Source organism: Kitasatospora misakiensis (genome assembly GCF_042656005.1).
Classification (GTDB): domain Bacteria; phylum Actinomycetota; class Actinomycetes; order Streptomycetales; family Streptomycetaceae; genus Kitasatospora; species Kitasatospora misakiensis.
On record NZ_JBHSOF010000026.1, the window covers coordinates 43,443 to 68,786 of the forward strand.

The window sequence follows — 25,344 nt, forward strand, 5'->3', positions numbered from 1 at the left end:
GCGGCGGCGGGAGGGTGGGGGCATGACGACCACCACCACCCCGTCCGCCGGGTCCGGCCCGGCCCTCCCGTTCGCCCCGTCCGTCCCGTCCGCCCCGTCGGTTCTCGCCGTCCGGGCGGTCGACCCGGCCGTGCACCGCGCCCTGCTGGTGCGCGACGACGCCGGCCGCCCGCCGGTCCGCTCGGTCGACGAGACCGGCGGTGCCCCGCTGCGCTGCTGCCTGACCCGGGCGCGGGCGGGGGAGCGGATCGCCCTGCTGAGCTATGCGCCGCTGCGGCGCTGGGCCGCCGAGACCGGGGCCGAGCCGGGCCCGTACGACGAACTCGGCCCGGTGTTCGTGCACGACGGCCCGTGCGAGGGGCCGGCCGGACCGGGCTGGCCGGCCGGCTTCCACCGCGGCGAGCGGGTGCTGCGCGCCTACGACCGGCGCGGGCACATCCTCGGCGGGGTCCTGGTCGGGCCGGACGCCGCCGAGGCGGGCGCGGCGGCGCTGCTGGCCGATCCGGAGGTGGCCGTGGTGCACGTCCGGGCGGTGGACTTCGGGTGCTTCATGCACGAGGTCCGGCGGGGCTGACCACCGCCGGGCCGGTCACGAGCGCTTGGCGTAGTCGCCGAAGCCCTGCCAGTCCAGGGCGACCACCGGCTCGTCGCCGAGCACCCAGGCGTCGTGGCCGGGCGGGCAGATCATGAAGTCGCCGGGGCCGAACTCGGCCTCCTCGCCGTCGTCCATGACGATCCTCATCCGTCCGGAGACGACGTAGCCGACATGGGCCGCCTGGCAGCTGTCCGTCCCGGCGATCGGCTTGATGTGCTTGGACCACTGCCAGCCGGGCTGGAACACTGCCCGTCCGACGGGGCCGCCGTCCAGGTTGACCAGGCGCACTTCGCCCTTGTCCTCCTCGAACGGGCGGACTTCCTCGGGTTCGGTGTCGAAGTTCTTGCGGATGAGGCCGGCCATGAGGTGCTCCTCGGGGAACGAGGGCGGCCGCGTCACCAGGGACGGTGACGCGGCCGCCCTACCGGTCCCTCCAGTCTGCGCCTCCGGGCCCGGGGCGGAAAGCCGGGCCAGGGGTGGTCAGCCCTGGCCGCCGGTCCGGGCCACCCCGATCGGGCAGCTGGCGCCGGTGCCGCCCAGACCGCAGTAGCCGTTCGGGTTCTTGGCGTCCGACAGGTACTGCTGGTGGTAGGGCTCGGCCGGGTAGAACGGCCCGGCCGGGGCGATCTCGGTGGTGATCGGGCCGAGGCCGAGCGCGGTGAGCGCCGGCTGGAAGGCGTCCCGGGTCGCGGTCACGGTGGCCGCCTGCTCGGGGGAGTGGGTGTAGACGGCGGAGCGGTACTGGGTGCCCACGTCGTTGCCCTGCCGGTTGCCCTGGGTCGGGTCGTGCGCCTCCCAGAAGGTCTTCAGCAGCCGCTCGTAGGAGAGCACGGCCGGGTCGAAGACCACCCGGACCGCCTCGGTGTGCCCGGTCAGACCGCTGCACACCTCCTCGTACGTCGGGTTCGGGGTGTGCCCGCCCTGGTAGCCGACCAGCGTCGTCCAGACCCCGGGCAGCCGCCAGAACGTCCGCTCGGCGCCCCAGAAGCAGCCCAGTCCGAAGTCCGCCACCTCCAGCCCGGCGGGGTACGGGCCGGTCAGCGGGTGGCCCAGCACGGTGTGCGGCTCGCTCAGCGTGAAGCCGGGCGCCGCCCGGCCGGGCAGCGCCTGGTCGGCGGGGACGAGCGAGGTCTTGTGGCGGTTGAACAGCACGGCCTGCTCCAACGGTTCGGCGAGGGTTGCGCACGTTCCAACGCGTCCGCCCGCCCGGGGATTCCGCGGCGGGCCGCGGCGGCCCGGCACCTTCCGGGCGGCGGGCGGCCGTTCGCCGACTACGCTCGGAGCATGACCGAGCACCAGCTTCCCCAGGGCTTCGAGACCCTCGCCATCCACGCGGGTCAGGAAGCAGACCCCCAGACCGGGGCCGTCGTCACGCCGATCTACCAGGTCTCCACCTACAAGCAGGACGGGGTGGGCGGCCTGCGGGGCGGCTACGAGTACAGCCGCAGCGCCAACCCGACCCGCACCGCGCTGGAGGAGTGCCTCGCCGCGCTGGAGGGCGGCGCCCGCGGCCTCGCCTTCGCCTCCGGCCTGGCCGCCGAGGACACCCTGCTGCGCACCATCCTCAAGCCGGGCGACCACATCGTGATCCCCAACGACGCCTACGGCGGCACCTTCCGGCTGTTCGCCAAGGTGCTGACCCGCTGGGGCGTCGAGTTCTCGGTGGCCAACACCCAGGACCTGTCGACGGTCCGCGAGGCGCTGCGCCCCAACACCCGCGCGGTCTGGGTGGAGACCCCGTCCAACCCGCTGCTGGGCATCACCGACCTGGCCGCGCTGGCCGAGATCGCGCACGGCGCGGGCGCGCTGCTGGTCGTCGACAACACCTTCGCCAGCCCGTACCTGCAGCAGCCGATCGCGCTGGGCGCCGACGTGGTCGTGCACTCCACCACCAAGTACATGGGCGGCCACTCCGACGTGGTCGGCGGCGCCCTGGTGATCGCCGAGGCCGGCCTCGCCGAGGAGGTCGCCTACCACCAGAACGCGATGGGCGCGGTCTCCGGCCCGTTCGACGCCTGGCTGGTGCTGCGCGGCATCAAGACCCTGGGCGTCCGGATGGACCGGCACAGCTCCAACGCCGAGAAGGTCGCCGAGCTGCTGGCGGGCCACCCCAAGGTCAGCGAGGTGCTGTACCCGGGCCTGCCCGAGCACCCCGGCCACGACATCGCCGCCAAGCAGATGAAGGCCTTCGGCGGCATGGTGTCGTTCCGGGTGCACGGCGGCGAGGAGGCGGCGGTCGAGGTCTGCAACCGGGCCGAGCTGTTCACCCTCGGCGAGTCGCTGGGCGGCGTGGAGTCGCTGATCGAGCACCCGGGCCGGATGACCCACGCCTCGGTGGCGGGCTCGGCCCTGGAGGTGCCGGCCGACCTGGTGCGCGTCTCCGTCGGCATCGAGTCGATCGACGACCTGCTGGCCGACCTCCGGCAGGCGCTGGGCAAGTAGTCCCGGCAGCTTCTGGACGGGTTCTAGGGGCCCTGCCGGCCCGCCGAGTACGACTCCATCGAGTGGTTGAAGCGGGCCAGCAGGGCGCAGAACGCCCGCTGCTCCTCGGGCGGCCAGTCGGCGACCAGCTGACGGGTCAACTCGGTGCGGCCGGCCCGGACTTCGGCCAGCCGGCCGGCGCCGAGCGGCGTCAGGGCGAGCCGGACGGCGCGCCGGTCGGCCTGGTCCTGCACCCGGCCGACCAGGCCGGCCGCGACCAGCGGCGCCACCTGCCGGGTGACGGTGGAGGAGTCGACACCCAGCGCGTAGGCCAGCGCCTTGACGTTGGCGGGGCCGAGGCGTTCCAGCCGCTCCAGCAGCAGATAGGCCGCCCGGACCAGCGCGGCCACCCCGTCGGAGCCGCGGACCTGCTCCATACGACGGGCGAACACCGCCAGCTGGTACTGGAGTTGGGTGTGCACGGGGTCGGTGAGGTCGGAGGCCTGGGGCGAGGTCGTCATCATCGCGGCTCACGATCGTCGTGCGGTGAGAGAGGCTCAGAAGCAGCAGCGTACGCGGGCCGGGCGGGCCCGGGAACAGGGCCGACGTCCCCGGAGGGCGTGCCGCGGGGTCCTAGGCTGCTGTCATGCACAGCTGGCCTATCACCCTCGACGATGTCCGCGGCGCCCAGAAGATGCTCGTCGGGGTGGCCCGCACGACACCGATGGAGGGCAGCCGCCATCTCTCGGCGCTGGTTGGCGCGCCGGTCCACCTGAAGTGCGAGAACCTCCAGCGCACCGGCTCGTTCAAACTGCGCGGGGCGTACGTCCGGATCGCGGGCCTCTCCCCGGTGCAGCGGGCGAGCGGGGTCGTCGCGGCGAGCGCCGGGAACCACGCCCAGGGCGTGGCGCTGGCCGCCGCGCTGCTCGGGGTGCGCTCGACCGTCTTCATGCCGCTGGCCGCGCCGCTGCCGAAGATCGCGGCGACCCGGGAGTACGGCGCCGAGGTGCGGCTGCACGGGACGACCGTGGACGAGGCGCTGCGGGCGGCGCAGCGGTACGCGGAGGCGAGCGGGGCGGTGTTCATCCACCCGTTCGACCACCGGGACATCGTGATCGGGCAGGCCACCGTCGGGCTGGAGATCCTGGAGCAGTGCCCCGAGGTGCGGACCGTGCTGGTCGGGGTGGGCGGCGGCGGTCTGCTGGCCGGGATCGCGGCGGCGGTCAAGCCGCTGCGGCCGGACGTCCGGGTGATCGGGGTGCAGGCGGCGGCCGCCGCCGCGTACCCGCCCTCGCTGGCGGCGGGGCACCCGGTCTCGCTGGAGCGCTTCGCCACGATGGCCGACGGGATCATGGTGGGCCGTCCGGGTGACGTGCCCTTCGAGATCGTCAACACCCTCGCCGACGGGGTCCGGACGGTCTCCGAGGACTCGCTCTCCCGGGCCCTGCTGCTCGGGCTGGAGCGGCTGAAGCTGGTGGTGGAGCCGGCCGGGGCGGCGCCGGTCGCCGCGCTGCTGGAGCAGCCGGACTCCTTCGAGGGGCCGGTGGTGGCGGTGCTCTCCGGCGGCAACATCGACCCGCAGCTGATGCAGCGGGTGCTGCGGCACGGGCTGGCGGCGGCCGGCCGGTACCTCTCGCTGCGGGTGCGGTTGGCCGACCGGCCGGGGGCGCTGGCGGGCCTGCTCGGGGTGCTGACCCGGGTGGACGCCAACGTCCTGGACGTGGCGCACGTGCGGGTCGATCCGCGGCTGGGGCTGACCGAGGTCGAGGTGGACCTGCACCTGGAGACCAAGGGGCCGGAGCACTGCGCGGCGGTGCTCGGCGAGCTGCGGGACGCGGGCTACGTGGTCTCCTCGTAGGGGTCCGGTCGTCGGGCTCCGGTCTCGGGCATCGGGGATCCGGGAGGCTCCGGAGTCGCTGGGCCGCCCTGAATGGGGGCACAGTGGGACAGACCGTGTGTTGTCCCGCTCACCCGCACCAGCCCTTCCGTCCCTCCCCGAGGAGATGAGACAGGCCCATGGCGCCAGCCATCCAAGCCGAGAACCTGGTGAAGACCTTCGGTGACGTACGAGCCCTGGACGGCGTCAGCCTCGACGTCCCCGAGGGCACGGTGCTCGGGCTGCTCGGCCCGAACGGCGCCGGCAAGACCACCACCGTGCGCGTCCTCACCACCCTGCTCCGCCCCGACTCCGGCCGCGCGACGGTGGCCGGCTTCGACGTCCTCAAGCACCCCAACCGGGTCCGCAGCCTGATCGGCCTCTCCGGCCAGTACGCCGCGGTCGACGAGTACCTGACCGGTTTCGAGAACCTCCAGATGGTCGGCGAGCTCTACCAGATGCCCGCCCGCGAGGCGAAGACCCGCGCGCTCGAACTGCTGGAGTGGTTCAACCTCACCGAGGCCAAGGACCGGACCGCCAAGACCTACTCCGGCGGCATGCGCCGCCGCCTCGACCTGGCCGCCGCCCTGGTCGTCCGCCCGCCGGTGATGTTCCTGGACGAGCCCACCACCGGCCTCGACCCGCGCAACCGGCTCGCCCTGTGGGAGGTCATCGAGACCCTCGTCGAGCAGGGCACCACGCTGCTGCTCACCACCCAGTACCTGGAGGAGGCCGACCGCCTCGCCCACGACATCGCCGTGGTCGACCACGGCCGGGTGATCGCGCGCGGCACCGCCGACCAGCTCAAGGCGCAGATCGGCGGCGAGCGGATCGAGGTCGTGGTGCACCGGGCCGACCTGGTCGGCGAGGCGCTGTCCGCGCTCTCCGGCTACGCGCTGGGCGAGCCGGCGGTGGAGAAGAACACCCGCCGGATCACCGTCCCGGTCAGCGGCGGCGCCCGGGTGCTCGCCGACGTGATCCGCGAGCTGGACGCCCGCGGGATCGAGATCGACGACATCGGCCTGCGCCGGCCGACCCTGGACGACGTCTTCCTCTCGCTCACCGGCCACCACACCGAGGCCGCGGAGGAGGAGGGCGGTGCCGGGAACGGGGACGGGGACGGGGACGGGGACGGGGACCGCGACCCCCGTTCCGGTACGGACGAGCGGGCCGTCCCGGCCGGGAAGGAGCTGTGAGATGACCACCGCCACCGAGCACGCCATCGGCGGGGCGGTACCCCGGCAGCGCCGGGGTGTGGCCGCCGTCCTGCACGACTCCTGGGTGGTCGCCAAGCGCAACCTGCGCCGGATGACCCGGATACCCGAGATCGTGGTGTTCGGCCTCATGCAGCCGGTGATGTTCGTGCTGCTGTTCTCGTACGTCATGGGCGGCGCGATCCAGATCCCCGGGACGCAGTCCAGCTCCTCGACGTACATCCAGTTCCTGATGGCCGGCATCTTCGCCCAGACCGTCACCTTCGCGGTGGCCGGCGCCTCGGCCGGTATCGCCGAGGACATGTCCAAGGGGCTGGTGGACCGGTTCCGCTCGCTGCCGATGGCCCGCTCGTCGGTGCTGGTCGGCCGCACCCTGGCGGACCTCTGCCAGACCGCCTTCACCCTGGTGGTGCTGGCCGTGGTCGCCCTGCTGGTCGGCTGGCGGATCCACCACGGGTTCTGGTCGGCGCTGGCCGCGTTCGGACTGCTGCTCCTGCTCGGCTACGCCTTCTCCTGGATCGGCGCGCTGATCGGCCTCTCGGTGCGCAGTCCGGAGGCGGCCACCTCGGCGGGTCTGATCTGGCTGTTCCCGCTGACCTTCATCTCCAACGCCTTCGTGCCGGTCAGCTCGATGCCGGGCTGGCTGCAGGCGATCGCCTACTGGAACCCGTTCAGCGCCACCGTGCAGGCCTGCCGCAACCTCTTCGGCAACCAGGTGGGGCCGGTGGACGACGTCTGGCCGATGCAGCACGCGGAGCTGATGTCGGTGCTCTGGTCGCTGGTGATCATCGCGGTGTTCTCCTGGCTCTCGGTGCGCAAGTACCGCTCGGCCGCCGGCTGAGCCGGGGCGCACCGACGCCGAGGGGGGGCGTGGCACCTGCCACGCCCGCCCGGTCACTCGTTCGCCGCGCGGCGGCTGCTGCTGCTCTGCTACTGCTCTGCTGCTTCTGCTGCGGCTGTCGCGGCGGGGAGGATCAGCCGGCGTAGGGCTTGACCTCGATGATCCTGACCATGGCCCGCTTGCCGTTCGGCAGCTCGTAGGTCGCGTCGTCGCCGATCGTCTTGCCGTCGATCGCGCGGCCCAGCGGCGACTGCGGCGAGTAGATCTCCAGGTCGTCGTCGCCGGCCACCTCGCGCGAGCCCAGCAGGAACTTCATGGTGTCGTCCTCGTCGCCGTCGAAGGCGACCGTGACGACCATGCCCGGGGCGACCACGCCCGAGTCCGCCGGCGCCTCGCCGACCTTGGCGCGCTCCAGGAGCTGGGTGAGCTGGCGGATCCGCAGCTCGTACTTGCCCTGCTCCTCCTTCGCGGCGTGGTAACCGGCGTTCTCCTTGAGGTCACCCTCCTCGCGCGCGGCCTCGATCTTCTGCGCGATCTCGATCCGCCAGGGGCCGGTCAGGTGATCCAGCTCGGCCTTGAGCTGGTCGTAGCCGGACTGAGTGAGCCAGGTCACGTTCTCGCTGGTCTGGGTCACGGGTGCTCCTCGTAGGTGCTGGGGCTGTGCTGAGGGTGTGAGTCGTCAGCGCGTAGGTCGGTGTGCTGATAACGGTCTTAACTACAAAGCAACGCCCGCTCCCGTACCAGCTGGTGCGGAAGGGGCGAAACCACGAGCCTAACAACTCCCACCGACAAGCGGGAGAGCCGTTGGCGTGCCATTGACGACAGCGTTGCGCCAAGGTGGACAGGACGGGTGGGCGGGGCTCCTCTACGGATGCCCGCTCCCCCGAGCGAATATGCGCCCACCACCGGGGTGGCCGCCACCGAATACCCCGGTGCGCCCCCCTTGCTGCCGCCGTCCGGAGTGCTACGCGGGTGTACAGCCCAGCAGCTCGGCGGTGGTGCCGCGGGCGGTGGTCCGCAGACTGACCACCGCGTCGTAGGCGGTGCCCTCCGCCGGGACGGGGAAGTCGGCCACCCCGACCACCGCGCCGTCCTCGCCCTGCGAGCGGACGGTGCAGCTGCCGGCCGTGCCGTCGCTCTTGCGCACCGCCAGGTGCAGCTGGAGCTCGGTGTCGGAGAGCGCCTGGAAGATCGGCACGGTGGCGTTCATCCGGGTCTCGCGGATCAGGTAGGAGCTGCCCAGCCAGGCGATCAGGCCCAGTGCCAGCACTCCGCAGACGGCGCCGATCACCTTGAGCCGGCGGTCGGTCTCGCGGTCGGCGCGCCGCCCGTAGCGCCCCTCGGGGAGCCGCGGGGTCCGGGTGCCAGCACTCATGGGGCTCAGTCCTCTCGTGCGGAGGGGGGCCGCGCGGGTGGTACGGGGGTGGGACGGGGGAATGCGGGGCTCCTCCAGTCCGTCACTATAGGAGGGGCACGCCCGCGGCCGGTCCGGCGGGGGCGGGGCTCGGCCGTGTCGGCGCTGGGCACGGCGGCCGGTCCCGCGGTGACGCGGCCCCAGAGCGGCTCGGACGGTGGGCAGACCGGATTGCCCGGGACGCCCGGACATTTGTGGAAGGAACGCACGCGTTGACTGAGCAGTTGCGACTGATGGCGGTGCACGCACACCCGGACGACGAGTCCAGCAAGGGCGCGGCGACCATGGCCATGTACGTCGACCAGGGGGTGGACGTGCTGGTGGCCACCTGCACCGGGGGGGAACGCGGGTCGGTCCTCAACCCGAAGCTGCAGGGCAAGCCGGAGATCGAGGAGAACATCCACGAGGTCCGGCGCAAGGAGATGGACGAGGCCCGCGCGATCCTCGGGATCAAGCAGGCCTGGCTGGGCTACGTGGACTCGGGCCTGCCGGAGGGCGACCCGCTGCCCCCGCTGCCCGAGGGCTGCTTCGCCCTCGAGGAGGTCGAGGCGGCGGCCGAACCGCTGGTCCGCCTGATCCGGGAGTTCAAGCCGCAGGTCATCACGACCTACGACGAGAACGGCGGCTACCCGCACCCCGACCACATCATGACCCACAAGATCACCATGCTGGCCTTCGACGCCGCCGGCGACCCCGACGCGTACCCCGACGCCGGCGACCCCTGGCAGCCGCTGAAGCTGTACTACAACCACGGCTTCCCGATGGGCCGGATCCGCGCCCTGCACAAGTACCTCACCGAGAACGGCCACGACTCCCCCTACGGCGAGTGGATCGCCGGCTGGGAGAAGAGCGGCCGCGCGGAGCGCGAGATCACCACCCGGGTCCGCTGCGACGACTGGTTCGAGACCCGGGACCGCGCGCTGATCGCGCACGCCACCCAGATCGACCCGGACGGCCCGTGGTTCCGCGTTCCGCTGGAGGTCCAGCGCGAGGTGTGGCCCACCGAGGACTACGAACTCGCCCGTACCCTGGTCGACACGGACCTGCCGGAGGACGACCTGTTCGCCGGCCTGCGCACCCCCAGCCTGACGGCCGAGTCGGCCGACACGCGGGACTGAAGCACCCCCCGACGGCCCGGCTCCACGTGAGCCGGGCCACCATAGAGATATGAGCGCCCCCGTGAACCTCACCCACCTCGCCGCCGACCTCGCCGTCGACGACGCCAAGGTCACCCCCGGCCTGCTGGGCTTCATCGTCTTCGCCGCCCTCGGCGTGGCCACCTGGTTCCTGGTCAAGTCGATGAACCGGCAGTTCAAGAAGGTCGACTTCACCGAGGAGCCGGAGGCCCCGAAGGAGTGAGGCCAAACCCCCGTCCGCCGCGCCGATGCGCAAGGATGGGGGCATGCCGAACCGCCTCGCCAACGCGACGTCGCCGTACCTGCAGCAGCACGCCGAGAACCCGGTCGACTGGTGGCCGTGGGGCCCCGCGGCGTTCGCGGAGGCGGCGCGGCGGGGGGTGCCGGTGTTGCTGAGTGTGGGGTACGCGGCGTGTCACTGGTGCCAATGACTTAACACAACCAGGTAGTCCTGACCTGGGGCGTTGCCAAGGGGTAAGCGCATGGACACGTACGATGAGGAACTGGGGAAGAACATAGACGCCTGGGTGGAGGCCGAACTAGCCGCCTCGCCCGAGTGGGGGCCCGAGAAGTACGCCAGCATCCGCCAGCGCTTGGAGGGCAGCACCTCGGCCGTCGCTGCCGACGAGTAGGGGCACGAGACCGCAGATCGCGGCCCACAGGAGTGGTGCCGTGCGCGTGGACCGACCGGCCGACGTGCACGGCACCACACCGGTTGACAAGAAGATCGGCAGAGCCGGGCTCAGTCAGCCCGGAGGGCGTCTAGCCGCTAGGGTCAAGCGGTGGGCTGACACGGAGCAGTCCACAGTGCGGCAGCAACCTGCATCCAGCCGTGATCGGTCCTGGCGTCGTCGCGAGCGTCGGCCGCAACCACGAAGCCGTGCTCTTCCGGCACCGTCGCCGCGTCCTCCCGAGGCCGGGCCGCCACTTCGCCGTCGATGGCGATCAGGTAGCCGCCGGGGTCATCGGGATGCGCCACCACGAAGTCATCCACCGGGCCGAGGCCGAAGTTCGGTCCGGCTACGACGTTTGCGGTCCGGGCCAATGACGGCCATGTGCGGACGCGACACGGCCGCTGTCCGCGCGTCTCAGGCGCCGACCGTCACGGTGAGCTTGACGGTCCTGGCCTCCGCCTCGGGGGTTTCCGGGGCGGTGACGTAGACGACCACGTCACCGGGCATCCGGCCGGCCAGCAGGTCCGGCGCCGTGGCGACGCCGTCCGGTCCGGTGCGCACCTCGACGTAGTCCTTCGGGCCGGTCGCCGGAAGGAACGTACTGCCCGTCAGGTTCGGTGCGAGCACGGTCAGCCGGATCAGTGCCCCGGGCACGGCGTAGCCGGGATTCTTCCCGTCCAGGGCCCTGACGTGCAGTGTTCTGGGGAAGATCTGCCCGCTGCGGGCCGACTGTCCGGCCTCGTCGGGGTAGGTGTGGAGATGGGCGACCGCCGTCTGCCCGGACGGTCCGATGCTGCCCGCCAGCGGCACCGGCCCGAGGCGGCCGATTCGGGCGCGCCCGTCCGTGCTGGTGCCGGGTGCCGCGTCGCCCAGGGCCCGGGCGGGCAGGGTGTAGATCAGCGGGCTGCGGTCGGAGCCGTTGGGGGCGCTGTTCACGTGCGGGTTTCCGGTCACGGTCAGGACGCGTCCACCGTCCAGGAGCCGCGTCTTCAGCAGCCCGGGCGCGACGTGGCCGGGCGCCCCGTAGTACCCGAAGGTCGCCGGGGAGTCGGTGAAGACGAACCCGGAGGGGGCGGTGAAGGTCTGGTCGATGGGGCCGGGGACGACGGCCTGGAAGGCCCGCCCGACGAGTTCGATGCGGAACGCGGTGTCGCCGCCCGGTCTGGTGTCCGGGATGTTCACCTGGTACACCGTCAGAGCGAGTTCGGTCGCGTCGCACACGGGCGTGCTGACGGTGACCGGGAGCCAGTGGCTCTCCTTTTCGCCCCCGTGGTCGACGGTCAGCCGGGCGATGTAGGTGTCGGCGCGTGCCGACGGCTCGGCGTGGATTTTGAATACGGCGTCCAGAAAGCCCTGGTGAGGCTTGAGCGACTGCCCCGGGAAGGTTCGCTCGCAGCGGCGGGTGGTGGTCTTCCCGTCGGAGACCAGGCCCTCCGGGAGGACCAGGGCCGCCTTGACACGGGCCCCGTCCACGGTCGCGGGTCCGCGGTTGCGCAGCCGGGCGCCCAGGTCGAAGACCTTGCCACGAGGCACCGTGACAGGGCTGACCAGTTCCGGATACAGGTCGGTCGCCCCGGGGTCGGGAACGGGAATCCGGTGTGCGGCTTCCACACAGAGGACCCGGCCCGCCCCGGTGTCGGAGACGTAGAGGTTGCCGTCCCCGTCGACCGCCAGGCCGAAGGGGCGGAAGTGCGCCAGCAGGCCCGGCTCGGCGGTCGGGGACGTGCCGTCGGCCGCAGTGCTGCGGACCACGGTGGTGATGATCCCGTCGGCGCCGACCCGGCGGACCCGGCCGGCCGTGCCCTCGGAGATGTAGAGGTTGCCCCAGGCGTCGAGCCCGAGGCCGGTGGGGTTCTCCAGGGCGGACCTGGTGGCGAGGTCGCCGTCCCGGTACGCAGTGCCGCCGCCGGCGACGACGGCGAGGCTGCCGGTGGCGGACAGCTTCCGCACCAGGTGGTCGGTCTCGTCGGTGAAGTAGACGTCCCCGGTGGAGTTGGCGGCCACACCGCGGGGGCACAGCAGGCCGGTGGCGGCGTCGGAGACCTTCCCGCCCGGGGGCGGGGCCACCTTGAGTAGGCTTCCGGGGCTCCAGTCGGCGATGTACAGGTTGCCCGGACTGTCCGCCGCGACGCCCTGGGGCGCTCGTCCGGCCACGTCCGTGATGGCCCCACCAGCCTCCACCATGCGCACCCGACCCCGGCCCAGTTCGGAGACGAAGACCCGGCCTGACTGGTCACAGGCGACCCAGAGCGGCCCGTACAGCCGCGACCGGGCGCCGGCCGCGCCGTCCCCGTCCTGCTCGCCACCGCCAGCCAGCGTCCGGATGACGCCGTTCGAGACCACCCGCACCCGCCCGGTGCGGTACTGCGCGATGTAGAGCGTGGTACCGGCGCCGTCCACGGCGATGCCCGTGGCGTCCCACAGCAGCGCCTCTGTGGCGGGCGATCCGTCCTCGTCCTTGGTGCCGCCGCCGGCCATGACGGTCACTCTTCCTGGCGTCATGCGGGTGCCGTTCCTCTCCGGGCAGGATGGGCGGCCGCGTGGAGTTGCGCGGCCGGTCGCTCGCTTCGGGTCAGGGGGCGAGCCGGTACCAGAGGTAGATCGGCTTGGCGGGCTTCGTCGGGTCGGTCGCGTCGGGCGCGCCCAGATTCAGGTCTGCGTTGAGCTTGTGCCATCGATCACCTACCGGTCCGTTGGGGTCCAGTGCCGTGACCTGCACGTGGAGTTCGGTGATCCCCTTTCCCGTCCCCTCTCGGTCGTGCACGGTGACCGCGAACGTCAGCGGGGCGCCTTTGTTCCCCAGGTTCAGGTTGGCGTCTTCGAGAATCTCGTAGTCGCGCATGTTTTTGCCGATCCAGCCGTCCTTGACGACGACGAGGATATTCGTGATTCCGCTTCCGGTCTTCATCTCATAGGCAATCCGCAGCGGCCGTCCCTCCGTGCCGTGGTTCAGATTTTGCGTGAGCTTCTTCCACCCTTTCTGCAGGCCGCTTCCCTCGGCAAGGATCATGATCTGGGTGATCTGGTCCGTCGCATCAACAGTCGTCATGACAGCCTTTCCTGTTCGATATTTGGATTCCACGCGTACCGGTTCTACGGTCTACTCGATCTTCAGGGCGGTCCACGGCGTGTCGGGGGTCGGGCAGACCGCGCTGGCGTCATAGCAGGCGGTCGCCTGCTGCTCGGTGGCGATGCCCGTTCCCCCGCCGGTCGGGCGGTCGATCACGCTGAATTCCAGATTCCGTTGGATGTCACCCTTTCCGTATCCGCCGGTCTGTGCCCCGAACTCGGACGGGAAGACATCTGCCTGGTAGTTCGCGCCCTTGCCCGCCCCGATGCGCACGGAGCCGACCAGGATGGCGCAGTGCTTCAGGTAGGGGACCATCTTCACGGCGTAGGCGGCCGACCCGTCGGTCATCGTCAAGGGACGCTTGCTGTCCATCGTCACGACCTTGGCACCGGCGCACGATGCCTCGACCGGGTCGGCCGCGCCCGCCAAATCGCTTTCCGCCAGAGATACCGGAACCGCCACGGCGACGGCCAGCGCGAGGAGGGCGAGGCGAGGAATTCGCTTATGGGTCATGGAGAATCCTTTTCGAGTGCTCGCGACTTGCTAGTACAGCGGCATCAGGAACATCTTGCTGGCGCTGTCCTTGAAGATGTCGTCCCCGTGGAAGGCGATGTTTGACCACCGGTGCGAGGCGTTGTCCTCGGTGAATTTTGACCACTTGGTGCCGAAATCCCAGCCCGGCGTGCCCCCGTCGTAATCATCCGTGCCCATCAGCCGCCAGGCCCTCGGCGTACCGGGCGTCTGGCCGGTGGGCTGCGGGCACGAGTAGACGAAGTCCCATTCGGTCCCCCGGCGCGGGAAGTTCTTCAACGTGCCCTCGGTCTTGGCGGTGCACATCTTGGGCGTCTGGTAGGCGCAGAGGGTCTTCTTGAACGGCGGGTTCTGCTTGCACTCGCGCGTGGCCTCGTAGGCGAGGTTCACGTTCCGGGTGATCAACGGATAGGTGATGGCCGTCGACGGGCCGTCGACGTTCTCCTCCACCGGCTCCGCCACGAGCGCCTGGCTCTTCGGCTTGCTTCCGTCCACGTAGTCGACATCGGGCTGGCACAGCTTCCCCCCGCAGTCGAGATACCAGCCCATGGAAGCGACCATGTCCGAATACGTCCACTTGTTGGTCTTGATCGGCTTGCAGCCGTCGGACGGCGATTTCGTCCAGAAATCGGAGAACGACTCCTGGCGGAGGTACTTGGCCGCTGCGGTCATCCGCCTCTTCGGCGTGATCTTGAAAGAATCACTTTCGGACCACCCGACGGTCTTGGCCTCGGACACCGTCTCGGTCGAGGTGTGGCTCCACTCCCCGGAGATGTCGACATAGGGGGTGACATCACCATTGACAGGGTCACGATGCTGCCTGGCCTCCGGCGGGCTGGCCGCACCGACGACCGCACCGGCGGCCGGGCCCGGCAGTCCGGGGCCAGGGCTGCTGGGGTTGGCGAACCACTTTCTGATGCCGTTGAACTTCCCGGTCAGTTTTGCTCCGACCTTGTACCCGACCGTGGTCGACGAGCTGACCGTCTGCGTGGTGCTCTCGCTCTTCCCTACGGTCAGGGTTCGCTCGATCCCGATGTCGTCAATGGTCTTCGGCGTCCCGACCGGCTCGAAATGCCAGGTCTGGTACGGCAGCGCCACCGCATACAGTGCACCGTCGCACGGGATGCTGTACGGATTGACGAAAGTCAGGTCGGAATTGACGCCCGCGGCGTAGTCGTCGTCGGGCGACTCATCGGCGGACGCGGGAGTGACGGTGGTGATCGTGAGAGCGAGCGCGATCAGCAGGATCGTTCTCGCCCGGCGGCCCGTCCGTACATTTACCATATAGTCATTCTCCCGTTGCGCCAGCCGAACGGTATGGGATGAAATTGTGCCCACTTGAAATCAAGCGTGTACGTAGAGATATCGCGACCGCAGCCTCGTGTCAAAGATGTAGTGCGAGTTCTCCTGCCCCGTCGCTGAAGTCTTTTCTGTCCGGATCTGCGTGAATCCACAGTTCGGGGCATGAATGCGGAAACGTTTATTCGGGCGCGCGATAGCGCCCCGCCGTCGCTGGCCGTCCCGGTGGCGGGACCTGGCGAGCCAGCCGAGGCCGTGCCGGAACAGGCGGCCGACCGCGCCGGTGCCCGGCGGTTGCTGGGCGCGGCGCCGGCACCACCACCAACCGGAGCGAGTCGGGCACCACGTTCAGCGCGCTGGTCGGTGTGAACAAGATCGCCGCCTCCGTGCCCAGCGACTCCGGCTTCGCCAGCTGAGGTTCGGCTGTCAGTCACCTTTGTGATCCGCGGCAGCCGTCTCGGCAGTGTTTTGGCCACCCTCTCGGCGTGTTCGCTGGATCAGTCCCGGTTGCGTGCCGGGCGGCTGGGATACTGCCGTCATGGTGAATCGACTGGTCCATGCCCAGTCGCCGTATCTCCAGCAGGACGCCACCAATCCTGTGGACTGGTGGGAGTGGGGAGAGGAGGCGATGTCAGAAGCGGCAAGGCGGGACGTACCCATCCTCCTCTCGGTGGGGTACGCATCCTGCCATTGGTTATCGCTTCTGACGACCCATCAGCTGGTGCCAGTGGCACGCTGCGTAATCGACTGGTGGCAGAAAGAGTATTTTGCGCCGCGGTGCCCCCTCGAACGCCTCGGACCCCAAGGCCGCCCGGCGGCCGGATTCTCGGCGTGCTGAAGCAGATAAGGCGAGGTCACGCCAGCCCGCCTGTCCGTGCGAGACAGCCTCTCACACAGTCCCGACCTCAAGTGCGGGACCCGCACACCTCCGCCTGCTTGGCTGATTTGCACTCATGAGCCATCACGTGGTGGACGGGGATCGGCCGGGATTCGAGCCGGTAGCCCTGTAGCGGCCCGACTGGTCCTGTCCTGCCGTTGTGGCGTTCTTGGGTACGGCGTCGAAGGTGCCATCGACCGGGTCGATGGCAGTGCCACCCGCCATCCGCCTGCCCCCAACCGCCTTCGGCGTCCCCCATTGCGTTGCCGCTACCCCCTGCGCCACCTCACCCCTCCTGGATCATCCGAACACTGCTTGGGGCCAGGTCATTGCCGGCCCTCCGTCGTGCTTTCCCCGCAGGTGTCATCTTGACCTGCGCGACCGCGAGTGGGGCCGCCCATGTCGCCGAGGCAGCCCATCTGCGAGCCCTCTCGCGCTCTGAAGGTTCTGTCTTTGCCCGACAGGACGCCATCCGACTTGTCACATATTGTGCAGCTATGCGTCGGATGCGCTGTCGCTTCGGCTCCAGCGCGGGTCAGGGAGAGGGGTCGTGCTGTGTCGGACAGCGCCGAAGCGATCCACAACCGGCTTGCCGAGCTCGCCGCTCCGACGGCCAGCAGCCGGGTCATCGACCTGGGATGCGGTGCCGGACCGACGCTGCTGGCGCTGAGCCGTGTGGCTCCCGAGGCCACGTTGATCGGGATAGACAGGTCTGCGGAGTTCCTCAGGCAAGCTCAGCAGGAGCTCCATGGTCACCTCGGCTCGGTGATGGCCCTCGCTGCAGATCTTCGGACTCCGCTGCCGTGCGGGGATGAGAGTGCTGACGCTGTTCTCTCGTACAACACGGTTGAGTGCCTCCCGGACCCGGAGCATCTGCTGGTCGAGATTGCTCGGGTTCTTCGGCCAGGTGGGCGGGTGGTCCTTGCGCACGTCGACTTCGATTCTCTGGTGATCGCCGGCGCGGATGCGGACCTTGATCGGCGGGTCTGTCACGCTTTCGCGGACGACGTGCAGGGCTGGATGGATCACGCGGATGGGCGGATCGGCCGCAAGCTGGGGCTGCTGCTGGCGCGGAGTGCACTGAGGCTGGTGAGCGTCGAGCCGCTGTTGACGTGGTCGACCGAGCTGTCGGGACACGCGGAGGCCCGGATCGGAGAGATCCGAAAGGCGCTGTTGTCCGCGGACAAGCATGGTCGCGGCACAGTCACTGCAGCTGAGGTGGAGAAGTGGTACGCGGCGGTGCAGGAGGCCGATCGCCTGGGCGGGTTCTTCTTCTCCGAGCTGGCCTTCATCGCGGTCGCCGAGCGCCCAAGCGATGGGTGCCTGGCCGGCGCCACCGCTCCACCGAATGGCGTCCTGCCCGGGCATGAGGACCGCTGGGCGTCGGGGCGTTCCGCCGCTGCGTGACGGACGGCTATGGCACGGCGCGGCCCCGGAGCACGTTGTCGGCGAATGAGCAGATGGCCTTCTCCGAGACCCCGAGCGGAGCTGTGGTGTCCAGGGTGAGTACCTGGTGCTCAGGGTCGGTCCAGGAGAGTTCGGGCGCGTCGGGTGCGGGGTTGGCGCGGTAGGCGGGTGAGGGTCGGAGGGCGTCGCGGGCGTGCCGGAGCTGTTCGGGTGCGCGGACGTGGATGAGGTGGAGTCGTTCGCGGAGCAGATCTGCGGCCAGCTGCCGCTCTGCGGGCGTGGAGGTCACGAGCGTGACGATGCTGATCGGGTGCCGGAGGGCGGCCTGGGCGAGCGCCTCGATGGTGGCGATGCGGTCTTCCGGGGACCAGCCGAGGTCTCGCAGGACGCCGGTGGCGCGCTGTTCGTCGGCGTCGTACAGGACACAGTCGCGGTGCTCGGGTTGAAGGTGGGCGAGGAGTCGGCGGGCGAGGGTGGTCTTCCCGGAAGCCGGCAGGCCCATGAGCCAGAAGACCGCGGAGGCTGCTGGGTGCGTCACGCGGAGTAGCCCCACCTCTCGCACCAGTGCTTGAGCAACGGGGGGACGTCTGCGTCTTCGGGCGGCGGGGTGGCGTCCTGGATCCGGCCGGAGGCGATCTGGGGCGACCAGTCGCCGATGCCGTAGACGAACGGGCCATGGTCGTGGCGGCCGTAGTCGAGCATGGCCGGCTCCCAGGGGATGCCGATGTACTCGCACAGGGTCTTGCAGGTGACTTCCGGTTCAGCGGTCAGCTGCTCGTAAGTGACGCTGACGGAGGTGGGGACGTGGGCGGCGGCTTCGTCGAGGGCGGTGGCGAACTTGTCGACGGTGACGGCGGCTTCGGCGAGGTCGGTGGCGTCGCCGGCGCGGCGGATGGAGTCGGCGATGGCCACCGGGTGGCGGCGCAGGATGATGTAGCGGGCGTCGGGCCAGCAGGCGGTGAGGCGCTGCCAGATGAAGACGTTGCCGGGGGACTTCTCGGCGAGCACGGTCTTGCCCGCTTCGGTGAGTTGGCGGTGCAGCAGCCGGTCCCACAGGAGGTGTTCGAGGTCCTGGCGGCCGAGGTCGAGGGTGCGCATGGCGAGGTCGGTGAACTCGTCGTCGACTGTGACGGTGAGGCCGCCGAGGTGGAGTTCGTGCGGGGCGTGGACGTCGGGGTGGGAGCCGAGCAGGCAGCGCAGCAGGGTCGATCCGGAGCGGATCGGGGAGAGGATGAAGACGGGTGCGGGGACGAGGCGCTGGTCAGGCACGGAACTCCTTCTTCACCTGGTGCTCGCGTTCGGCGAAGACGCGCAGGCGGGTTTCGAGGTCGCGGCGGTAGTGGGCTGAGCCGGGGGCGGTTTTCTCGTCGCAGTGGAAGATCCGCAGCGGGAGCTGGTGCAGGTAGCCGATGCCGGGCCCGGCGGGGTGGGCGAAGGTGTGGGAGAGCCAGTCCTCGTAGTTCAGCCAGCTCTGGCCGTCGTCGTGGAACCGGTCGCCGGGGATGCCGCCAGCTGCGGCCATGACGGGCCGCGCGCGGTGGGTGTCGTAGATCAGGAAGTGGGAGGAGACCCGGTTGACCGAGCGGGCCTCGGCGTTGAGGACGGGGCCGGCGTCTTCGAGTTTCCATTGCCAGCAGTCGTGGTCGTCGATGCGCTGAGCGAGGGCGAGCTGGGGGCAGCGGTCGAAGGTGTCGGCGATCTCGGCGAGGACGTCGGTGACGCTGGGGTCGCGGAAGGCGACGACGTCGCCCTCAATGGTGATCAGGAATCGGCTCTTGTCGGTGACGAAGTGGGTGTGGATGTTGTTGGCCTGGTCGCCGGAGGCCCGGTGGCGGGTGCGCCAGCGCAGCCGCACTTCGTCGAATCCCCAGGTGGAGTGCGCGAGTTCGGTGATCTCTTCGATCGGGGCGCTCTCGGCGCCGTCCACGACGAGGACCAGGTCGTAGGGGTGGCGGGTGCCCCGGCACAGGGCGTCCAGGGTGGCGGGGATGGTGCGGCGCAGGAGTTCGACGTCGCTATGGACGAGGTAGGCGATGGTGAACGCGGGCGGGTACGCCACCGGGGTCACCACCCTGCTGGTCCGGTCACGTCCGCCGCGGCGCCGCTGTCTGGCGGGGCTGCTGTGGTGAGCAGTGCGTGGGCGTCGGTCAGCATGGCGGCGGTGAGTTCCCGGGAGTGGTCGAGGATGGCCCGTTCGATTCCGCGCTCGATGTCGTCGGGGATGTGGGGGTGGCCCACGCACATGCCCATGACCTGGTACTTGGCAGTGGTGCCGAGTCCGATGCGGTCGGCGAGGTCCTGGAGGGCGAAGAGGTCGAAGACGACGGTGCCGCTGCGGTAGAGGCGGTCGGCGAAGGCCGCGGTGTAGCGGGACACGAGCGCGCGCACCGCCCCGTGGAGTTCAGGTCGGCTGTACGCCTCCTGGAGGGCGTGGGCGACCTGGTCGGGGAGGAAGACGAAGGCGCACCGGTAGAAGTCGGAGGTGCCGAGGAGGCGGAAGCTGCCGGTGCGCTCCAGCAGGTCGACCATCCGCTGGTAGGTGGCCTGGCGGGCTTCTACGAGCCGGCCGATGCCGTCGGTGCCCTGGTGCTTCATCAGGGCCCACAGCTTGAGTGATTCGAAGCCGCGGGATCCGTAGAACGGGGTGATCAGCCCGAGGTCGAGGCAGTCGGGGTCGTCGGCGCGGTCCGGGTAGCGGGCGAAGTGACCGAGCACGGCCGGGTCGCGGAAGAGCGCGTAGCTGGAGGGGTAGGAGACGAACAGGCCCTTGTGCGGGTCGAGGGCGACGGAGTCGGCGCGTTCGATGCCGGCGAGCTGGACCTTGAGCTTCTCGGAGAACAGCAGGCTGCCGCCGTGGCAGGCGTCGACGTGGAACCAGACGCCGTGCTGGGCGCAGAGGTCGGCAAGCGCTTGCAGGTCGTCGATGCCGGTGGTGCGGCAGTTCCCTGCGACGCCGACGACCATGAAGATCCGCTTGCCGGGCGGCGGTGAGGCCAGCAGGCCCGCGATCGAGGCGGGGTCGCTGGTGAAGTCGGGGGTGGCGTCCGCCCACAGGAGTCCGTCCGTGCCGAGGCCGAGGGCTTGGGCGGCGGCGAGGTAGGAGAAGTGCTCGACGCCGCCGGCGAGGAGGATCACGGGCTGCTCGGGGATGGCGCGCAGGCCGCTGTGGCGGACTTCGGGGTAGGTGTGGGCGAGGGCGGCGGCGATGGCGATGTGGTTGCTCATGTTGCCGCCGGAGGTCCACATCCCGCCGAGCGAAGCGAGGCCCTGGTAGGCGGTGAGCGGTGCGGCCTTGTAGCCGATGAGTTCCCGCAGCCAGATGATCAGCTGGGCTTCGATCACGCTGGCGGCGGGCGCGCTGCGGTCGAAGGCGATCAGGTTCTGGTTGAGGAAGGTGGCGACGATGTCCGCGGCGAGGGCGGCGATGCTGTCGCCGGTGTCAGGGAACGCGAGGTAGCGCGGGTCGGCCTGGGAGATCGACCACCTGGCGATCTCGGCCAGGGAGTCCATGAGCTGGTCGTCGCTGGTCCCGGTGTGGGGGATCGGCCCGGCGAGGCGGTCGATGAGTTGGCCGACCGTCGCGTGCCGCAGGACGCGGTGGTCGCGCAGCTCACCGGAGGTGAAGTCGAGTCCGAGGTCGACCGCCTGGTGCAGCATCCGCCGGCTGTCGTCCCGGGGACGGTTGCTCAGCAGGGCGGGCGGTTGGGGGTCAGGCACGTCCGAACTCCATTCGATACACGCAGCCTTCGCACGAGGACCAGGCGGGGCCTTCGATGAAGGAGTCCCGCAGCGACTGGTACGGCGACGCCGTCCAGATCTCGGCCATCGGCGTCTGGTGGATGTTGCCGAGCACGTTGCCCGGGCTGGACTCCATGTGGACACAGCACGGCGTGACGTCGCCGTCCTTGGTGAGGTAGCTCGCGTCCCACGGCCACGGACATACGGCGTTCGCGGCGGCCGGGGAGGTGAGGCGGGAGTAGTCGAAGATCGACAGCTGCAGGTCGTGCTCCTCGGCCCGGGTGAGGCCGGCCTCCAGGTGCGGGACGACGTCGTACGGGGGGAGGGCGAACAGGGACTCGGTGTTGAGGCTCTTGTCCTCGCCCCAGTGGTGCAGGCTCTCCACGCTGACGCGCCCCAGGCCGTGGTCGGCGACGAAGTCGACGATCGCCGGGAACTGTTCCAGGTTCGCGGCCGAGAGCGTCACGGCCGCGGACAGTCCCGTCTCCCGTCCCTCGGTCAGTGCGACCGCTTCGCGCAGAGCCGCGCTTAGCTGGGTCAGGCGCAGCCCGGAGCGCATCCGCCCGAGCGTGGCGTCGTCGGCGCCGTCGACGCTGATGGCGATCAGTCCGAGCCCGGCAGCCAGGACCGGTTCGAGACGGCGGCGCACCAGCAGGCCGTTGGTGTTCGTCGAGGTGAACACGGAGCGGTCCGTGCATGCCTGGACGTAGGCGGCGAAGTCGCGGACGATCAGTGCCTCCCCACCGCCGACGAAGGAGACGTGGCCGAGGTCGGGGAGCTGGTCGAGGAGCGCGACGAACGCCTCCAAGGGCAGGTGCCCACCACTGCTCTCGTGCACGGCCCGAAGGCAGCCGGCGCACGCGAGGTTGCACAGGTCGGTGAGCTCCACCTGCAGGTACTGCGGCATGGCGGTGGGCTGTCCGGGGGTGAGGCCGTAGCGGTCGAAGTCGTCGGTGACGAGGAACTTCCGGAACCGCTCGGGCACCGTGATCTGCGGCGCGTGTTCGGGTATCACCCGGCCACCGCCTTCCGGTAGACGGAGACGGTCTCGTCGGCGAACAGGGCGAACTCCTCCACCCTGCGGTCGAACGACGGTACCCGAGGGGCCAGTTTCTCGGATGCCGCGTCGATCGCCCGGGTCCAGGCGACCGGATCGCGGTAGTCCTCGACGAGGTGGACGCTGGGGTCGTCTGCGAGGTGGTGCATGGACGGGACGGCCGAGGACCACACCGGGACACCCAGGGCCCGGGCCTCGTACGCCACCAATGGGTGGTTCTCCCACCACTGCGAGGGCACCAGCAGCGCCCGGGCGTCGGCCAGCACCAGACCGACCTCGGCACGGGAGTGCGGGAGAAGCCAGCGCACCCGTCGATCTGCCGCGGCGACGGCGCGCATCCGCTCCTCGTAGGCGGTGTCGTCCGGCACGGTCGCGATCACCAGCGGCAGGTCGGTGAAGCTACGGCGGAAGGCGTCGAGCAGGAGATGCAATCCCTTCTCGGGCGAGCACCTGCCCAGGAACAGCAGATACCGTCCGCCGCCTGCGCTGGTGGCGAGCGGAGCCCAGACGGCTGGCAGTCCGTAGCGGGCCCGGTCGCGGACGACCTTGCCCACGTCGACGCCGGCCTTCGCCAACTCGGCGGCCTGGTGCGGCGTCTGCGTCCACAGGGCCCGGGCCCGGTCGTTCAGCCAGGCGATGTTCCGCGCCCGCCAAGAGGCCACGTCGCCGTGCGCGTTCTCGGGGGCATTGAGGCATCCGAGGCAGTTCCGGGTGGGAGCTGTCGCCGTGCACTGGGTGCCGGTGGCCCGGATGACGAGCTGGTGGTCGGGGCAGATCGCGGTGTAGTCGGTCAGCGTCGCGACCACCGGCACCCCGGCCAGGGACGGGAGGTCGAGGAACTCCAGGCCGATGCGGCTGAAGTGCAGCACATGCACGACGTCCACGGCAGGACGTGCGGCAAGCAGTCGCTCGACCCTGCGGGCCTGTTCCATCTCCTGGGCACGCCAGCCGACGGGGTAGTCGTTGCCGAGGGCAGCGGGCAGGCTCAGGTACTCGTCGGCCGTGCGACGATGCGGTGGCGGTGGCTCGCCGGCCGCGAGCCAGCTGACGTGCACGCCGCGGGCCGTCAGCGCCCGGGCGAGGTCGTCGGCCAGGATCTCCGTGCCGCCAGCGTCGTCGCCGGCGAATCGGTGGGTGGTCAGAAGGATCCGCAAGTCTCCGCCCCTCAGCAGGTGTTGCCCTGGAGACCGGCCCAGCGGCCGACCGGGGTGAGACCGGCGGGCATCCGCCCGTTCACACCGGCAGCCTCCGGGCCAGCGGGAGTCTCCGGTCCGGACAGTCGCAGCACTCCGGTGCGGGAGCGGTCGAGGACCGCGAACGGCTCGTGCAGGGTCAGCGCCGTCCAGCCGCCGTCCTCGAAGTCCACGAACACGTTCACCCCGAGCCCGGCCCCGGTCTCGCCGTGTGCGGGCAAGGGCAAACGGAGCCGCACCTGTTCCGCTTCCCAGAAGAGGTCGACGTCGGCGGCGTCCTCCCAGATGGGATCGGGGTGTGGGACGCGGCGGAAGCGATCCGTGGGTGCATGGAGCCGCCTGGCGCCGTCGCGCGTGGCACGCCACTGGTGCTCGCCCGGCCCCTGCTGGGCGGCGAGGTCATGCAGGGTAAAGCCACCCGACCCCAGCGGCTGCAGGCGAACCCTCACGGCGCGCACGGCATCGGGGGTGTCGCCCAGGTCGAGGCGGACCGCCAGCTGGTCGTCGTCGAGCGCGAGCCGGGCGCGCAGACCAGCCGAAGTCGCCAGGCCGCCCCGCAGCCGGCCAGGACCGCCCAGCGGGATGGCCGAGTCCTCGTCGTGGCCCGGATCCGCCAGGAGGCGGGCGGCTGGCAGGTAGTCGGCCTCGGGGGATGCGGCGAGCGCCTCGCTGGTGAGCCCGTACGGGGCGGGGAGCGCGTCGAGGACCTCGGGGTGCTTCTCGCGGAGCGTGATGACGAGGCGGACCGCGAGGTCGGTGATGAACCGGATCAGGTCGCACTTGACCTCGTCGGGCCGGGTGATGTCCCCGTTCGCCAACACAGCCTGGTAGTAGCAGCCGCCACCGCACACGTACCGCGACGGGCAGGTGGAGCACCCGTCACGCTGGTCGACCACCAGGTCGAGGTACCGGCTGCGTTCGCTGTCCTCCACGCCGGTGGAGGCGTGCCCGATGTGCCAGCCGGACTTCCCGATGAAGTGCGCGCAGGGGTAGAGGTTGCCGTTCGTGTCCAGGTAGGTGCCGCTCTTGCCCGCCCCGCACCGGTAGACCTGCGCCGCGCGGTCCTTCACCCGGTAGAAGAACCGCATGAAGAAGTCCTCGGAGTTCAGGGCGAGCAACCGGGCGAGGATGCCCTCCGGCGGCTGGGCGAGGAGGTGCTCGACGAGGTCGGCGTAGCCCTGGCGGAAGGCCGGCAGCGTGGCGGCGTTGAGCGCGTAGTCCTTGTCGTAGGTGGCGTTGACCGGCTTCATGTAGATGTTGCGGGCGCCGACGTCCTCGAAGAGGTGGCGGAAGATCATGGTGAAGTCGGTGCAGTACGCGGTCAGGACCGCGGAGACGCCCATGTCGGGGTAACGGGCCAGCACCCGGTCCAGGACCGGACGCACGTGGTCGTACGTGCCACCACGTCCGTTGGTGTAGAAGCGGACCCGGTCGTGGACATCCTTCGGGCCGTCGAGGCTGATGTCCTGGGGCGGGCCGAGCCGGTCGGCGAGCTCCGGCGTCATCGACAGCGTCGCGTTGGTGACCATCGGCCCGGCCCACACCACGCTGACCGGCGAGTCTGCCAGGCCCTCCTCCACCAGGGACTGGACCTCCTCGTGCATGTGCCGCACCAGCATCGTTTCGCCGGCGAGCCCGAAGTCGACGCGGCTGTACCGCGCGTCCTCCTCGACGAGCCGCTTGCGGTGGGTGGCGAGGCCCTGCACCACCGTCTCCAGGGGAATCGTCACGGGCTTGCCGTCGGCGTGGACCCGGTCGCGGAACGAGCAGTACGTGCAGCCCATGTTGCAGGAGTCGGTGAGGGAGAGCTGCGCCTGCGGGTACGCCTCGCGGTAGGACGTGATCTGGTGCACCGCTTCCGGTGCGCCGCACGGGCACGGCGCGCCCGGGGCGGTGATCTGGCCGCCGAGGACGTGGAAGACGTAGCCGTCCGCGAAGGAGACGTGTGCGGGGTCGCTGGTGGAGAGTGGAATCGCGTCGCTGATCACGGTGGACCTCTCG

The 25,344-nt window shown here is 70.5% G+C and carries 26 protein-coding genes and 2 pseudogenes; 11 read left to right on the plus strand and 17 right to left on the minus strand.

Annotated features, from left to right (window positions below; genetic code table 11):
- Positions 1-22 precede the first annotated feature (22 nt).
- Positions 23-574 (plus strand): DUF1203 domain-containing protein, encoded by a 552-nt coding sequence (locus ACFP3U_RS20315; RefSeq protein ID WP_380227004.1) that lies wholly within the window; start codon positions 23-25, stop codon positions 572-574.
- Between the two features lie 15 nt (positions 575-589).
- Here ACFP3U_RS20315 and ACFP3U_RS20320 read toward each other — a convergent pair whose 3' ends face one another.
- Positions 590-958, minus strand: a complete 369-nt coding sequence (locus ACFP3U_RS20320) for a cupin domain-containing protein (RefSeq protein WP_380227005.1) — start codon at positions 956-958, stop codon at positions 590-592.
- Positions 959-1,075: 117 nt separating this feature from the next.
- Positions 1,076-1,747, minus strand: a complete 672-nt coding sequence (msrA, locus tag ACFP3U_RS20325) for a peptide-methionine (S)-S-oxide reductase MsrA (RefSeq protein WP_380227007.1) — start codon at positions 1,745-1,747, stop codon at positions 1,076-1,078.
- A 132-nt stretch (positions 1,748-1,879) separates the two neighbouring features.
- On the opposite strand from msrA, the gene ACFP3U_RS20330 reads away from it, so the two are divergent.
- Positions 1,880-3,037 (plus strand): cystathionine gamma-synthase, encoded by a 1,158-nt coding sequence (locus ACFP3U_RS20330; RefSeq protein ID WP_380227008.1) that lies wholly within the window; start codon positions 1,880-1,882, stop codon positions 3,035-3,037.
- A gap of 23 nt (positions 3,038-3,060) precedes the next feature.
- On the opposite strand, the gene ACFP3U_RS20335 is transcribed toward ACFP3U_RS20330, so the two are convergent.
- Positions 3,061-3,540 (minus strand): MarR family winged helix-turn-helix transcriptional regulator, encoded by a 480-nt coding sequence (locus tag ACFP3U_RS20335; protein WP_380227009.1) that lies wholly within the window; start codon positions 3,538-3,540, stop codon positions 3,061-3,063.
- A gap of 122 nt (positions 3,541-3,662) precedes the next feature.
- Here ACFP3U_RS20335 and ilvA point away from each other — a divergent pair, with 122 nt between their 5' ends.
- From ilvA to ACFP3U_RS20350, 3 genes are all read left to right on the plus strand, one after another.
- Positions 3,663-4,874, plus strand: coding sequence for a threonine ammonia-lyase (gene ilvA, locus ACFP3U_RS20340; RefSeq protein ID WP_380227010.1), 1,212 nt, complete (start codon positions 3,663-3,665; stop codon positions 4,872-4,874).
- Between the two features lie 158 nt (positions 4,875-5,032).
- On the plus strand, positions 5,033-6,088 hold the full coding sequence (locus ACFP3U_RS20345) for an ATP-binding cassette domain-containing protein (protein ID WP_380227011.1): 1,056 nt from the start codon (positions 5,033-5,035) through the stop codon (positions 6,086-6,088).
- A 1-nt stretch (position 6,089) separates the two neighbouring features.
- Positions 6,090-6,947 carry an ABC transporter permease gene (locus ACFP3U_RS20350; protein ID WP_380227012.1) on the plus strand — a complete coding sequence of 286 codons (858 nt, stop codon included), beginning with the start codon at positions 6,090-6,092 and terminating at the stop codon, positions 6,945-6,947.
- Positions 6,948-7,080: 133 nt separating this feature from the next.
- On the opposite strand, the gene greA is transcribed toward ACFP3U_RS20350, so the two are convergent.
- Both greA and ACFP3U_RS20360 read right to left on the minus strand, forming a co-directional pair.
- Entirely contained in the window at positions 7,081-7,581 is a 501-nt protein-coding gene (gene greA, locus ACFP3U_RS20355) for a transcription elongation factor GreA (RefSeq protein WP_380227013.1), read from the minus strand.
- A gap of 330 nt (positions 7,582-7,911) precedes the next feature.
- Entirely contained in the window at positions 7,912-8,322 is a 411-nt protein-coding gene (locus ACFP3U_RS20360) for a DUF4307 domain-containing protein (protein WP_380227014.1), read from the minus strand.
- Positions 8,323-8,573: 251 nt separating this feature from the next.
- Between ACFP3U_RS20360 and mca the strand changes: the two genes are divergently transcribed.
- The 4 genes and pseudogenes from mca (at position 8,574) to ACFP3U_RS20380 (ending at position 10,129) form a co-directional block, all read left to right on the plus strand.
- On the plus strand, positions 8,574-9,479 hold the full coding sequence (mca, locus tag ACFP3U_RS20365; RefSeq protein ID WP_380227015.1) for a mycothiol conjugate amidase Mca: 906 nt from the start codon (positions 8,574-8,576) through the stop codon (positions 9,477-9,479).
- Between the two features lie 49 nt (positions 9,480-9,528).
- A complete protein-coding gene (locus tag ACFP3U_RS20370) occupies positions 9,529-9,720 on the plus strand; it encodes a hypothetical protein (protein WP_380227016.1) in 192 nt (63 codons plus the stop codon).
- A 43-nt stretch (positions 9,721-9,763) separates the two neighbouring features.
- Positions 9,764-9,922, plus strand: a pseudogene (locus tag ACFP3U_RS20375) (DUF255 domain-containing protein); the annotation flags it as partial.
- Positions 9,923-9,979: 57 nt separating this feature from the next.
- A complete protein-coding gene (locus tag ACFP3U_RS20380) occupies positions 9,980-10,129 on the plus strand; it encodes a hypothetical protein (RefSeq protein WP_380227017.1) in 150 nt (49 codons plus the stop codon).
- Positions 10,130-10,272: 143 nt separating this feature from the next.
- Here ACFP3U_RS20380 and ACFP3U_RS20385 read toward each other — a convergent pair whose 3' ends face one another.
- From ACFP3U_RS20385 to ACFP3U_RS20405, 5 genes are all read right to left on the minus strand, one after another.
- Complete coding sequence (locus ACFP3U_RS20385) at positions 10,273-10,491, minus strand: hypothetical protein (RefSeq protein ID WP_380227018.1); 219 nt, start codon at positions 10,489-10,491, stop codon at positions 10,273-10,275.
- 94 nt (positions 10,492-10,585) lie between these two features.
- Positions 10,586-12,673, minus strand: a complete 2,088-nt coding sequence (locus ACFP3U_RS20390) for an NHL repeat-containing protein (RefSeq protein WP_380227019.1) — start codon at positions 12,671-12,673, stop codon at positions 10,586-10,588.
- A 70-nt stretch (positions 12,674-12,743) separates the two neighbouring features.
- Positions 12,744-13,220, minus strand: a complete 477-nt coding sequence (locus ACFP3U_RS20395) for a hypothetical protein (protein ID WP_380227020.1) — start codon at positions 13,218-13,220, stop codon at positions 12,744-12,746.
- Positions 13,221-13,271: 51 nt separating this feature from the next.
- Positions 13,272-13,754 (minus strand): hypothetical protein, encoded by a 483-nt coding sequence (locus ACFP3U_RS20400; protein ID WP_380227021.1) that lies wholly within the window; start codon positions 13,752-13,754, stop codon positions 13,272-13,274.
- A gap of 30 nt (positions 13,755-13,784) precedes the next feature.
- Positions 13,785-15,056: a hypothetical protein gene (locus tag ACFP3U_RS20405; protein ID WP_380227022.1), complete on the minus strand. Its 1,272-nt coding sequence runs from the start codon at positions 15,054-15,056 to the stop codon at positions 13,785-13,787.
- Between the two features lie 553 nt (positions 15,057-15,609).
- Between ACFP3U_RS20405 and ACFP3U_RS20410 the strand changes: the two are divergent.
- Positions 15,610-15,777 (plus strand): annotated as a pseudogene (locus ACFP3U_RS20410) (DUF255 domain-containing protein); the annotation flags it as partial.
- A 726-nt stretch (positions 15,778-16,503) separates the two neighbouring features.
- Entirely contained in the window at positions 16,504-17,355 is an 852-nt protein-coding gene (locus ACFP3U_RS20415; RefSeq protein WP_380227023.1) for a methyltransferase domain-containing protein, read from the plus strand.
- Positions 17,356-17,362: 7 nt separating this feature from the next.
- On the opposite strand, the gene ACFP3U_RS20420 is transcribed toward ACFP3U_RS20415, so the two are convergent.
- The 7 genes from ACFP3U_RS20420 to ACFP3U_RS20450 are packed head-to-tail and all read right to left on the minus strand — an operon-like array spanning position 17,363 to position 25,331.
- Complete coding sequence (locus tag ACFP3U_RS20420; RefSeq protein WP_380227024.1) at positions 17,363-17,893, minus strand: adenylyl-sulfate kinase; 531 nt, start codon at positions 17,891-17,893, stop codon at positions 17,363-17,365.
- Complete coding sequence (locus ACFP3U_RS20425; RefSeq protein WP_371517319.1) at positions 17,890-18,624, minus strand: sulfotransferase family protein; 735 nt, start codon at positions 18,622-18,624, stop codon at positions 17,890-17,892. The genes ACFP3U_RS20420 and ACFP3U_RS20425 overlap by 4 nt, the downstream gene beginning before the upstream one ends.
- Positions 18,617-19,414, minus strand: a complete 798-nt coding sequence (locus ACFP3U_RS20430) for a hypothetical protein (protein WP_371517318.1) — start codon at positions 19,412-19,414, stop codon at positions 18,617-18,619. The genes ACFP3U_RS20425 and ACFP3U_RS20430 overlap by 8 nt, the downstream gene beginning before the upstream one ends.
- Positions 19,415-19,419: 5 nt before the next feature.
- Positions 19,420-21,072, minus strand: coding sequence for a pyridoxal phosphate-dependent decarboxylase family protein (locus ACFP3U_RS20435; protein ID WP_380227025.1), 1,653 nt, complete (start codon positions 21,070-21,072; stop codon positions 19,420-19,422).
- Positions 21,065-22,108 carry a radical SAM protein gene (locus ACFP3U_RS20440; protein WP_371517316.1) on the minus strand — a complete coding sequence of 348 codons (1,044 nt, stop codon included), beginning with the start codon at positions 22,106-22,108 and terminating at the stop codon, positions 21,065-21,067. The genes ACFP3U_RS20435 and ACFP3U_RS20440 overlap by 8 nt, the downstream gene beginning before the upstream one ends.
- Entirely contained in the window at positions 22,105-23,304 is a 1,200-nt protein-coding gene (locus ACFP3U_RS20445) for a glycosyltransferase (protein WP_380227026.1), read from the minus strand. Before ACFP3U_RS20445 ends, ACFP3U_RS20440 begins: the two co-directional genes overlap by 4 nt.
- Before the next feature lie 11 nt (positions 23,305-23,315).
- Positions 23,316-25,331: a radical SAM protein gene (locus ACFP3U_RS20450; protein ID WP_380227028.1), complete on the minus strand. Its 2,016-nt coding sequence runs from the start codon at positions 25,329-25,331 to the stop codon at positions 23,316-23,318.
- Between the last annotated feature and the right edge of the window lie 13 nt (positions 25,332-25,344).